The organism is Tuberibacillus calidus DSM 17572 (assembly GCF_000430685.1).
Classification (GTDB): Bacteria; Bacillota; Bacilli; order Bacillales; family Sporolactobacillaceae; genus Tuberibacillus; species Tuberibacillus calidus.
Map to the genome: position 1 here is coordinate 22309 of NZ_KE387198.1, position 11968 is coordinate 34276.

An 11968-nucleotide genomic window follows, 5' to 3' on the forward strand; every position below is an offset into this window, starting at 1 on the left:
TCATCTTACCTATGAGGAATTGAAACATAGCCAGATTCAAGGAAGCTCAAGTTTCCGCAGAGTTTTCATCTTACCTATGAGGAATTGAAACTCGGTTTTACCGCTTTGTTATGGAGGTACATCATGGTTTTCATCTTACCTATGAGGAATTGAAACTAATCATGGACAAAAAAATCGCTCTCATAATGTTCGTTTTCATCTTACCTATGAGGAATTGAAACCGTTCAAAAATGCTCGGGCATGGGAGCGACCAGTCGTTTTCATCTTACCTATGAGGAATTGAAACATGGTTGCGATGTCAGCCTGAATCGTATCAATTTTGTTTTCATCTTACCTATGAGGAATTGAAACCTTGCATGGTTACCGCCCCTTTTTGGCCTGTTTCCGTTTTCATCTTACCTATGAGGAATTGAAACCGGAAAACGATGGAAGGGGTTAAAAAATGGATGTTTTGCAAGTGGATATTGAATATGCGGGATACGACGAGAAAAGCGACGCCATTCACGACATCCGTTTTAGCGTAGGCTCCGGTGAACTCGTCGGGTTGATCGGGCCAAACGGAGTGGGGAAAAGCACGGCGCTCAAAGCCATCCTTGGACTACTGCCTCGATGTTCGGGCAAAGTGCTTTTTTCCGGAAACCGGCAAACCTATTCTTACATACCCGAGCGGCCGATCTTGTACGATAAGCTGACGTTATGGGAACATTTGGAGCTTGCCGGCGCTGCCTATGAAATGGAGCAGAGGGTGTTCACGGTGAAGGCGGAAGCTTTATTGTACCGTTTTCGTATGGAAGGCGTCCGCCATCATTATCCTTGGAGCTTTTCCAAAGGCATGCAGCAAAAAATGATGCTCATTCTCGGCTTTTTGATCGAACCGGATGTCTACGTGGTTGACGAACCTTTTATCGGCTTGGATCCGCGGGCGACGAAAGAATTTCTGGAGCTGCTTGAAGAAGAACGAAAGCGGGGTGCCGGAGTGCTGATGAGCACCCATGTACTTGATACAGCCGAAAAGATTTGCGACCGATTCGTTTTGATGGATAGTGGCAAAATGGTCGCCGAAGGAAGTTTGCAAGAAATCCAGGATAGTTGCGGTTTGCCGGACGCTTCATTATTTGATTGCTTCCATCGTTTGACGGCTTAAGAGGTGGTTCCTGTGGTGACGGTGCAGAAACTTTTTTACAAACGCCTGGCCGACCATTTTAAATACCAGTTTTCCGTCCTGCGGACCGCCGTGGACTGGACAATCGCCCTGTATATCATTGTGCCTTTCTTCATTTTCATTGGATATCAATATGTCTCTTGGTGGCTGCATCCGCCGGGGTGGATCAAGTATGTGCCTTATGCCATTCTTTGTTTCTTGCTGTTTTTGTTTGCGGCGACAGGGACGATCCGCCTGTTTGTCGAGGAAGGGGACCAGCTCTTTTTGATCCAGCGTCCAAAATGGATGCATGGCGTGATGCGTCTCGGAATGGTGTATTCCCTTGTCGTTCATTTTGTTTTGTGCCTTCTTGTCATGCTGATTTTGGCGCCGTTTTTGCTGCTGGTCTATAAACTGTCCGTTTTACAAATCGCGCTGCTCGGGTTGTGGCTGTGGGTCATGCGCAGTTTCGGAGCTTGGGTGAAGGATTTACTTTCCATCCGTTTTATGGGGTGGAAGTATTGGCCGATTTTATGCGGATGGTTCTTGGCTTTCTACCTTTTCTTTCTTTTGGGTTCCATTCGTCTGCTGGGCGTATCGCCGCTAGCGGGCATTGCCCTTTCCGGCCGTTTTCAGGATGTCGCTGCCGGATCGTCTGGCCATGGGTCCGCGTTGCTGTTGGGCGCTTTAATCGTGCTGTTAGGCATCGGCATCTATGTTTTGGCTAGGCGTCGTTTGTTGTACAAGGGCACGTTTTTTCATGATGTTGAGCATGAGCAAAAACAACGCTTGAGGCTCACGGCGTTCCTATTAAGGGGCATCTTAAGAACTGAAACGCCGCTCTTGCGCCATAAAACGCCGCTTTTGTTCAGAAATTCAAAGCCGTTGTTTAAAAAGCGGCGCACTTCAGCCAACGTGCTTGCGGAAGTGTGCATCAAGTCGTTTTTTCGCCGTTTCGCACAAGTTAAAATGTATGCCCAGCTCGTCGCCGTGGGGATCGCGGCCATCACGTTGTTGTCCCTGTGGCTGAAAGTCGCGATTTGGGCGGCGTTTGCCTTGTTGTTCGCCGACTGGCTGAAGGCCTACTGGAAGGAAGTTGAAGCGGCGGCGTTCGTGCGGATGTTTAAGTGGAAGGATTGGGACAGAAGAATAGCGGCGAGCAAGGCGGTCTTTCTGATCATGCTGCCGGGCTTTTTGATCCTCAGCGCGGCGGCGGGGTTCAGTATGATGGCATGGCCGGGGGCGGTGGCCGCCATTCCCATCGGTTGTTTGGTTGCGTACGCCGCGGCGAATCTTGTGACGGCGTGGTAAGTGGTCCGGGCGGTTGGCCGTGCCGGGCCATTTTGTCATGGAGGCGGCGCTGATGAAACCGAACGAAAATCGCATTCTGTCGATCGCACAGCAATAAAAATTGACAATAGGGGAGGATTTTCCACGGATTATGAAGTATTACTACATTGTATTGCAAAATTTTAAGAGGCGAATTAAAGATGAGGATAACCGTCAAATTTCAGCTGGATGATCGGCTTGTTTTGCCGATAAATTATCAGCATATTTTACAGGGGTTTATTTATCGAACATTGGGGGATGACGATTTTTCTGCCTTTCTCCACAATGACGGCTTTCACAAGGGAAAAAGATCGTTTAAATTATTTACCTTCAGCCGCATATTCGGTAAAAACAAGGTCGATGTTAAAAATAAGCAAATCACTTTCTTTGATGAAGTGGAATGGCACGTGGGCTCGATTTTGCCGCAGTTCATTCAAAATCTGTGCCAAAACTTATTAACGGCGCCTGAAAATCGCCTTCTAGGTTACCCAATATCGGTACAAGAGGTTAGTTATAATAAACTCAAAATTCATTCAAGCCGTTGTCTTATTAAAATGCTATCCCCTATCACAGTATACAGTACCTACGAAGACGAAAGCGGAAAGAAGAAAACCCAATTTTTCGATCCTAATGATAACGCTTTCCCAGTGCTGATTGAACAAAACCTTATTAAAAAATATGAAGCTTATTATGGCAAGGCGCCGGAAAGACGTTCTTTTTCCATCACACCGATCGATATTCACCCGAGAGATAAGGTGGTCACCCGTTACAAGAATTTTATTATTAACGCTTGGGGAGGCACTTACGAAGTGCGGAGTTCTCCCGAATTAATCCAGTTTGCTTATGCGGTGGGAATCGGTGGCAAGAATTCCCAAGGATTTGGGATGTTTGGGATATTAAAAGTGGAGGAGAACGAATACTAGTGAAGTCCTTACTGTAGTTATAAGTGCATCTTAATAAGCAGTTAACTTAGGGAAAAACTCTCGGTTCACTTGTTTGTCAATGTTTCAATGTTAAGTTTTTCTTTTAGGTTTAGCTAAAGTTGAAAAACGAGGTGAGTGTATGATTTCTGCCATTCAGGAATTGGGCAAGAGGGTTCTCAAACAGGAATCGAAAGAGCCATTGGATGTACTGATCGAGTCCATTTCCGAAACTAATTATCCCCATGTGTTCCTTGTTGTAATTGAAAAGAATAATTGGAAAGTAGAGATGGAAGAGTGTCAGGAGGGGGAATCTTACAAATATCTTTATCGTCGCGGTGCTTCAAACGGCCCCAATTTTTCTCCGACAGCTCTAGTGACCGATTTGGCGAAAACCTTTGATAAAAAATTTATGGCCTGGTTTGAGAAAATGATAAAACAAAAAGCGAATTTTTATGAACCAAATATTTCCTATATACGAGACATTTATACTATACTTCATGAAAACCGAGATGAAATTTATGAAACTCTTAAAACAAAAATCAACGAGACAACTGGTGGATGTGCATTGACTTTAAAAATTAATGGTCATTATCTCAAAGAAGACCCTACTTTTGTTTCACTTTTTGTCCACTTGATTCAGGAAAAAGACAGTGAAGTTTCAGCGAATGACCAGGTCTGTTCAGTTTGTGGCCATCGAAAAGCTCTCGTTATGGCCGGATCGCCTGCTTTTAAATTTTATACCAATGATAAGCCAGGATTTATTAGTGGTGCATTTGATAAAGAATTAGCCTGGCGGAACCATCCTGTTTGTATGGATTGTAATCTGTGCCTTCAAGAGGGGAAACGTTTTTTAGAAAACAGACTTAAATTCCGATTTTATGGTCTTGAATATTACTTAATACCTGAGTTTTTATTTGGAGAGCAGAATACCCGTGATGAAGTCATAGAAATTTTGAGAAGCGGAAACAAATATAAAACGTTGCACTCACAACAACAAATTGAAAACTCATTAGCGGACGAAGAGGATATATTGGATGTCTTACAAGAGGCTGACGATGATGTACTTTTTCATCTTTTGTTTTTAAGGAAAATTCAATCTGCAGAGCGCATTCTAATGGTGGTTGAAGATGTGATTCCTTCCCGTTTGCGGAAGATATTTGAGGCCAAGGAACAGGTGGAGAAGCGGTTCCCGTTACAAAAGGGTTCGACTCCATATCGTCGTTACCACTTTGGAAGAATTAGGGCTTTCTTTAATAAATCCGATGACAATAAGCGTCAATCTGATTTGGATAAATATTTTTTAGAGATTACATCTGCTGTCTTTCGCGGCCAATCCATTGATATCCGCTTTTTAACCAGGTTTTTTATGCAGGAAATTCGTAAGCATGTAGCTGGTACTTCCGAGCGGGAAGGTGAGGAGGCTGATACCGATAAAATTTTTCATGTTGTCCGGGATGCGTTGATGAATGTGCTGTTTTTTGCCGAACTAAAGATATTAAAAACCGGGGAGGAGAATTTTGTGCCGTCAAAACTTTTTGAGGATATTTTCGAGTTATACGGACCCCATCTTGACCGCCCTGAGAAAAAAGCACTATTCCTTTTAGGAGCTCTAACCCAGATGTTGCTTAAAAAACAACAAAACGAAAGGAACTCTCAGCCATTCTTGAAGCAATTAAAAGGCTTAAAAATGAAAGAAAAAGATTTTCTTGGTTTGTTACCAAAAGTGCAGGACAAGCTTCAGCAGTATAATGCGTTAGATCCTAAGAAAAAGGTGCTGGCTGAAGAGATTTCTGACTTCTTTTTGCGTGCCGGAACGGGATGGAAACTTTCGGTCGATGAAATGAATTTTTGTTTTGTGAGCGGGATGAACCTTGTTCATCATATAGAGAACATTTTGTATGGAAATAAACATGAAAACAATGAAGGAGAGGAAAAATAAGATGAATCGTTCCGAAATTCTCTTTCTTTATGACGCCAGCTGGACAAATCCGAACGGGGATCCAGTGGATGAAAACAAGCCGCGTATCGATGAAGAGACAGGACGTAATATAGTCACTGATGTTCGCCTTAAACGTACGATTCGCGATTATCTGTATGATTATAAGGGAAAAGAAATTTTTGTCCGAGAGATATCGGATGATGAAGGGATCATTCAGGATGCTAAGCATCGCGCGGAAGACTTTTTGTTGAAAGATGGTGAAAAGGTTTCTAAATCAGATTTGACACTTGCCGAGATGAAGCGTTTGATTCAGGAGAATTTGCTTCGAGACTGTATTGATGTACGACTTTTTGGTGGGACAATCCCTGTTGAGAAAAGTTCGAAAGAAAAAAGTTCCATTACCTTGACTGGTCCCGTTCAGTTTCAAATGGGACAATCCCTACACCGGGTCAAGCTTGAATATATAAAGGGGACTGGTGCTTTTGCTTCAGGGGATAAACAAACGCGGAAGACGTTCCGGGAAGAATATGTTGTTCCGTATTCCTTAATTGCCTTTTACGGCGTGATCAATGAAAAAGCGGCGGAACACACTCATTTGACTGAAGAAGATGTTTTATTATTGTTGGAAGGTATTTGGAATGGAACTAAAAACTTAATTTCTCGTAGTAAAGTTGGTCAACTGCCTCGCCTATTGCTGCAAGTGGTTTACCATGAAGATTGTTTCCATATTGGAGAGTTAAATCGTTTAATTCGGTTCGACACAGAAAAAGCAGAAGAAGAAGTTCGGCATGTATCCGATGGCACGTTGAATGTTTCACCATTGTTGAGAAAATTAGAAGAAGAGAAAGAAAAAATTCAAGAAATAAAATATCGGTTTGATTCGCAAATAAATTTGTCCCACAATCTGCCTGAAGAATTGAATCGGCTTGGCATTAAAACACAGGAATTGATGTATTAGGAGAGTGGGCGCCATGCGAACATTGATTTTTGATATATGGGGGGAATGGGGGCACTTTCGGAAATACTATTCAACTTCCTCCCCCTTAACTTTCTCTGTTCTTCCACCTTCAACCGCATATGGCATCCTTGGAGCCATCTTGGGTTTATCAAAGGAAAATAACATGTATCTAACTAAATTGAAAGAAGCTCATACGCGCATTGGAATTGGCTTAATTCATCCGGTCAAGAAAATCATGTTTGGTTTAAACTTAATTAATACTAAAGGGAATGTATGGGTGCCCAAACAACGGAGAGAAGGTGCAAGAACGCAAATTCGGACAGAATTTTTGAAAGATGTTCGGTACCGATTATTCGTTTCTATGGATGATCAAGTTCTATATAACAAGCTACTTAGTCATATTCAGCAGCATAAGACATACTATACAGTTTCGCTCGGTTTGAGTGAGTTATTGGCTAACTTCCAGTTTGTAGATGAAATAGACAGCCACTTGAAAAAGTCAACAGGCGAACCTATAGAAATGCATACGATTGTTCCGTTATCTCTTATCCAACATAAAGGGATTCGGATCCAACCTGGGAAGAGATACAAAAAAGAACGTCTTCCTATAGATATGGATGACAACAGGATTGTGTCGGCATATGAAGAATGTCTGTTTGATATGAATGGCCAAACGATTGAAGCGGATGTGGCCTATTATTACGAAGGAATTGGAAATAACGGTACGATATACCGGTACGTTTTCCTCAATGAACTTCATTCGGAAAAGGTTGTACAAAAAGGTGTGGTTTTATGAAGGTCTTGTATTCTCATCCTGATCAACCACTTCAAAATCATTTGGAGGGTGTGCTTAAAGCCGTTAAGAAGTTATGGGAACAACGCCAGTTTACTGGCTGGGAAACATCTGAAGACAAGCGGAGGCTACATGATTTATTGTGTGTGGCCGCCGTTTTTCATGATTTTGCTAAAGCCACATCTTATTTTCAAGACTATATTCTTTCAGAAGATAAAACGAAGACACTGTTAAGCAGGCATTCTCTTTTATCTGCGATTGTGAGCTATTTTATAGGGAAAAAGCTCCTCGAATCTCAGCAACATGATTTATATGAACCGCTTTTCTTATTTTTAGCCGTCAAACGCCATCATGGGAACATGAACAATTTGTTTTCAGAAGTTAATATTCCTCAAGAAGAACGTCATTCCTTGCTTGAACAGGCAAAAGCTATTGATTATGAAGCATGGAATAATATTGTATTTCATCTGGCCCCTCTCCTGCCGGAAAAAATCAAAAGTTTACATCCCCTTGCCGAAGAGCAAGTTACACAGTGGGTAGAAATGTTTTTTGAAAAGGACATCCGCTTTTGGCGGAGGAAAATCCGAAGAGAGTTGGAGCCCCAAACAATCCGAACGACCCAGTTATATTACAAATATTGTTCTCTATATTCCCTCTTGTTGGATGCCGATAAAAATCAAGCTGCGTTACGGGATAAATTAAAGATGGAACGCAAAGAAATAAACTCTTTGTGTGTAGATAAGTATCGGGCTGAACAGAACTGGAGTTTAGTAGGGATTAACCGTCTGCGTGAAAAAGCTTATCATGAAGTGAAGGAAAATATTGTACAAGCGTCGTGTCGTTTATTTTCAATAAACTTACCAACTGGATTAGGAAAAACGATTATATCTCTGAAAGCAGCTCTGCAGTTAAGAGAGCGTAGAACGCGTGAAAGAGGCGTTGCCCCACGTATTATTTATGCTTTGCCATTTTTAAGTGTCATTGATCAAAATGCGAAAGTTTTTGAAGAAATATTACGATATCAGTCTTTTCCAGTTGATGCATTTATTCTAATGAAACACCATTCCATGGCGGATCCCTATGAGGAAAAATTCAGTGATACTGATTATGAAATTAACGAGAATCAGGCTCGAGTTTTAATGGAAAGTTGGCAAGCCGAATTAATCTGTACAACATTTGTTCAATTGTTTCAAACTCTAATTAGCAATCGTAACCGTGCACTGCGGAAGTTTCACCGTTTGTCTAACGCTATCTTGGTTATCGATGAAATACAGGCAGTTCCCGTAAAATTTTGGCCATTGATGCGGGAGATGTTGCTCGAATTGACGCGTGGGATGGCTACAGATGTCATTCTATTGACAGCAACGCAGCCTGAATTATTTGAACCAACAGATGGATTATTCGAGTTGTGTGAGAGGCAGAAGTATTTCAATCAGATGGATCGTGTTCGTTTGTTTCCGAATGTTTCAATAAAACAAACGATAGAGGAGTTTGTAGACGGGTTAAATCTTTGTCCAGAGTGTTCCTATTTATTTATTTTAAATACCATATCATCTGCAAAAGAACTATTTGCTAAATTGAAACTAAAATTGAAAGAGCCGATAGCTTTTTTATCTACACATATTCCACCTAAAGAAAGATTAAAAAGGATTGAGGAAATTAAAGAGGGCAAATATCGGGTTGTAGTGAGTACTCAGCTAATCGAGGCAGGAGTAGATCTTGATTTTGATGTGATTTATCGCGATCTGGCTCCTATGGAAAGCATTGTTCAGTCGGCTGGGCGTTGTAACCGGAACGGATTACACAAAGGAACGGTTTACATTATGCATTTGTGGAATGGGAAAAAAGGATCTTTCTCCGGGCTGGTTTATCCGAATGTGGCGATTGAAGAGACGAAAGTGTTGTTGCAACAATTTAAGGAAATTAAGGAAAAAGAATTGTTTCCCTTAATAGAAAAGTATTATAGGATCATCAAAGAAAAGCTGAGTAAAAGTGAATCTATAAAATATTTAAATGCTGTAAACACTCTCTATTTCTCAGGAGAAGAAGAGCTTGACCGTATTCCGGTGTCAGACTTTCAATTAATTGAAGAAGAGTATCCAAAGATTGATATTTTTATTGAGATAGATGAAGAAGCTAAGAAGGTTTGGGGATCTTTGCAAGAGATAATAGATATGGAGAACGGCTTGGAAAGATATAAAAAGTTGGTAAGGATAAAGAAAAAGTTTCAAGAATATGTCGTCTCAGTTCCGGCGAAAGTGGAAAATCGTCCACCAATAGTTAATGATCATTATTATGTAGCCTACAATTCTCTTAATGAATATTACGATCCTGAAACAGGTTTTATAACAAAAGGAGTTACAGCTATATGGTAAGTGGCAATCCATAACAGATCGCCACACCAAATAGGTTCCCTTCATAAGTACGTAAGATATATGAACATCGACCTTTTACATTTAGTGAAAGAAATGGCGTTAATGCTGATTTCCTTTGGGTGCCACGGGAAAATTTAAATCATTATTATGATCAGGTTACAGGCTATTTGGATGAAAGTGGTGAATCTTATTTAATTTGAAATCGGGGGATCCAAATGTCTTTTTCAATGGATGTCACTGGTACGCATATCTGGTATTTTTTCATTTGCCGCCGGGAGCTTTGGCTCATCATTCATCAAATCGCTGCTGATCAAGACGATGAGAATCTTGATATTGGCAGGTTCATTTCGGAAAACAGGTATCAAAAAGACAAAAAGGAAATGGTTATTGGAAACATAAAAGTGGATCGCGTCAGAAAACAGGGGCAACAATTGATCATCGGGGAAGTGAAGAAATCCTCCCGTTTTAAAGAAAGCGCCCGTTATCAACTGCTCTTCTATTTGGACACGCTGAAAGAGATGGGGATTGAAGCGAAAGGCGAATTGCTTTTTCCTGAGGAGCGGCGACGCGAGGTCGTTGAATGGACGCCCGAAGCGAAAGAAAAATTGGATGAGGCGATTCAAGAGATTCGCCGCATTGCCAGGCAACCGGTCCCTCCTCCGCCTAAAAAAATTAATTTTTGCCGGAAATGTGCTTATCGCGAATATTGTTGGGCGGAGGGTTAATGATGAAAAAAACTTTGTATATCTTTACGAGCGGAGAACTGAAACGAAAGGATAACAGTCTATACTTTGAATCGGAAGCCGGGCGCAAATATATTCCCGTTGAAGATACGAATGACATTTACATTTTTGGCGAAGTGGATGTCACAAAACGGTTTCTCGAATTTGCCGCTGCCAAAGAAATTTGCATCCATTATTTTAACCATTACGGATATTACACGGGCACCTTTTATCCGCGGGAACATTACAATGCTGGGCATGTCATTTTAAAACAGGCGGAACACTACCTAGATAAAGAAAAACGGCTGGAATTGGCGCGAATATTTATCGCTGGCTCCATTGCCCAGATGAGGCAAGTATTAAAATACTATCAAACGCGGGCCAAAAATGGTAAAGACGAAATCACAGCGCTTATTGAGAAATTTAAAGAACGGACAAGTGAACTGAGTGAAGGCCATACGGTAGAAGAATTAATGGCGGTTGAAGGACATGCGAGAGAAGATTATTACAAAATGTTCGATTACATCATTAACGACCCGGATTTCCGCTTTGAAAAGAGAAGCAAGCGCCCGCCGTTAAACCGATTGAACGCCATGATCAGTTTCGGCAATTCTTTGTGTTATACCATGGTTTTAAGTGAAATATATAAGACCTATCTTGACCCTCGGATAGGTTATCTCCATGCGACGAATTTTCGGAGATTTTCACTAAATCTTGATGTTGCGGAGATTTTTAAACCGATCATGGTAGATCGTCTGATTTTCATGTTAATTAATAAAAAAATGATCGGGAAAAAAGATTTTGATAAACAGATGAATGGTATCTTATTAACTGAATCAGGTCGTAAAAAATTTGTTGCCGAACTTGATAAAAGGATGCAAACGACCATCAATCATCGGCATCTGGGCAAATCGGTTTCCTACCGCCGCTTGATTCGGTTAGAGTTGTATAAAATTCAAAAGCATATCTTGGGCGAAAAAACATACGAGCCATACCGTTCCATGTGGTAGGTGATTAAATGTTTGTCATTTTGGTTTATGATTTTGCGGAAAAGCGGGTCGGCAAAGCGCTAAAAATCTCGCGCAAGTATCTTAATTGGGTTCAAAATTCCGTTTTGGAAGGCGAGATTTCCGATGCGAACTATTTCAAGCTGAAAAAAGAATTGCAAGACCTGATGGATCCGGATGAAGATTCCATCATCTTTTACACATTCCGGTCACAAAAATATTCCAAACGGGAAGAATATGGTGTCAAAAAAGGCGGAGATGAGAATATAATTTAAGAGTTTTTAGCAACAATTTGAGTTAAGGAAGAAGTGGCACATTGTCGTCGATCCCGAGTAGCGTCGAAAACCCCGGGGATCGACGACATTCTTTTATCACAAAAATCCCTTCAGTAGCGCGGCTTTCCGGAAAAACGAAAAAAATAACAGGGAAAAAAGGATTTTTTATATCCAACGAAGAATATTGATATATCAGCAATTTTTGGGATTTAGATCTTACCTATGAGGAATTGAAACAAGCTAGTCGTTGATTTTTTAAATGATGATCATGGAATTTAGATCTTACCTATGAGGAATTGAAACACCAAAAACTGTTTCCCATTCCAGTGAATCTTCCAATTTAGATCTTACCTATGAGGAATTGAAACGCGGCAAATAACGATAACTGCCGACTTGTCCATCACCATTTAGATCTTACCTATGAGGAATTGAAACTCCCATTCTATATCCTCTAAATTGCCAATAGGATGAATTTAGATCTTACCTATGAGGAATTGAAACCGAAA

10 protein-coding genes and 2 CRISPR repeat arrays are annotated in these 11968 nt (G+C 41.1%); all 10 genes read left to right on the forward strand.

Annotated elements, in window-relative coordinates:
• Window positions 1-61 precede the first annotated feature (61 nt).
• A CRISPR array of direct repeats spans window positions 62-416; the repeat unit is 30 nt; unit sequence GTTTTCATCTTACCTATGAGGAATTGAAAC.
• 26 nt (window positions 417-442) lie between these two features.
• Window positions 443-1144, forward strand: coding sequence for an ABC transporter ATP-binding protein (locus tag H532_RS0117190; RefSeq protein ID WP_027726489.1), 702 nt, complete (start codon window positions 443-445; stop codon window positions 1142-1144).
• A 15-nt stretch (window positions 1145-1159) separates the two neighbouring features.
• Complete coding sequence (locus tag H532_RS0117195; protein WP_027726490.1) at window positions 1160-2452, forward strand: ABC transporter permease; 1293 nt, start codon at window positions 1160-1162, stop codon at window positions 2450-2452.
• A 179-nt stretch (window positions 2453-2631) separates the two neighbouring features.
• Window positions 2632-3393 (forward strand): CRISPR-associated endoribonuclease Cas6, encoded by a 762-nt coding sequence (cas6, locus tag H532_RS0117205; protein ID WP_027726491.1) that lies wholly within the window; start codon window positions 2632-2634, stop codon window positions 3391-3393.
• 139 nt (window positions 3394-3532) lie between these two features.
• Complete coding sequence (locus tag H532_RS0117210) at window positions 3533-5332, forward strand: TIGR02556 family CRISPR-associated protein (protein WP_027726492.1); 1800 nt, start codon at window positions 3533-3535, stop codon at window positions 5330-5332.
• Between the two features lies 1 nt (window position 5333).
• Entirely contained in the window at window positions 5334-6290 is a 957-nt protein-coding gene (cas7b, locus tag H532_RS0117215; RefSeq protein ID WP_027726493.1) for a type I-B CRISPR-associated protein Cas7/Csh2, read from the forward strand.
• 13 nt (window positions 6291-6303) lie between these two features.
• Window positions 6304-7086, forward strand: a complete 783-nt coding sequence (cas5b, locus tag H532_RS19310; protein WP_038112869.1) for a type I-B CRISPR-associated protein Cas5b — start codon at window positions 6304-6306, stop codon at window positions 7084-7086.
• Window positions 7083-9458, forward strand: a complete 2376-nt coding sequence (locus H532_RS0117225) for a CRISPR-associated helicase/endonuclease Cas3 (RefSeq protein WP_027726494.1) — start codon at window positions 7083-7085, stop codon at window positions 9456-9458. Before cas5b ends, H532_RS0117225 begins: the two co-directional genes overlap by 4 nt.
• A 215-nt stretch (window positions 9459-9673) precedes the next feature.
• Window positions 9674-10183: a CRISPR-associated protein Cas4 gene (cas4, locus tag H532_RS0117230; RefSeq protein ID WP_027726495.1), complete on the forward strand. Its 510-nt coding sequence runs from the start codon at window positions 9674-9676 to the stop codon at window positions 10181-10183.
• 2 nt (window positions 10184-10185) lie between these two features.
• A complete protein-coding gene (gene cas1b / locus H532_RS0117235; RefSeq protein WP_027726496.1) occupies window positions 10186-11190 on the forward strand; it encodes a type I-B CRISPR-associated endonuclease Cas1b in 1005 nt (334 codons plus the stop codon).
• A gap of 8 nt (window positions 11191-11198) precedes the next feature.
• Window positions 11199-11462, forward strand: a complete 264-nt coding sequence (cas2, locus tag H532_RS0117240) for a CRISPR-associated endonuclease Cas2 (protein WP_027726497.1) — start codon at window positions 11199-11201, stop codon at window positions 11460-11462.
• Between the two features lie 207 nt (window positions 11463-11669).
• A CRISPR array of direct repeats spans window positions 11670-11963; the repeat unit is 30 nt; unit sequence ATTTAGATCTTACCTATGAGGAATTGAAAC.
• The last annotated feature ends 5 nt before the right edge of the window (window positions 11964-11968 follow it).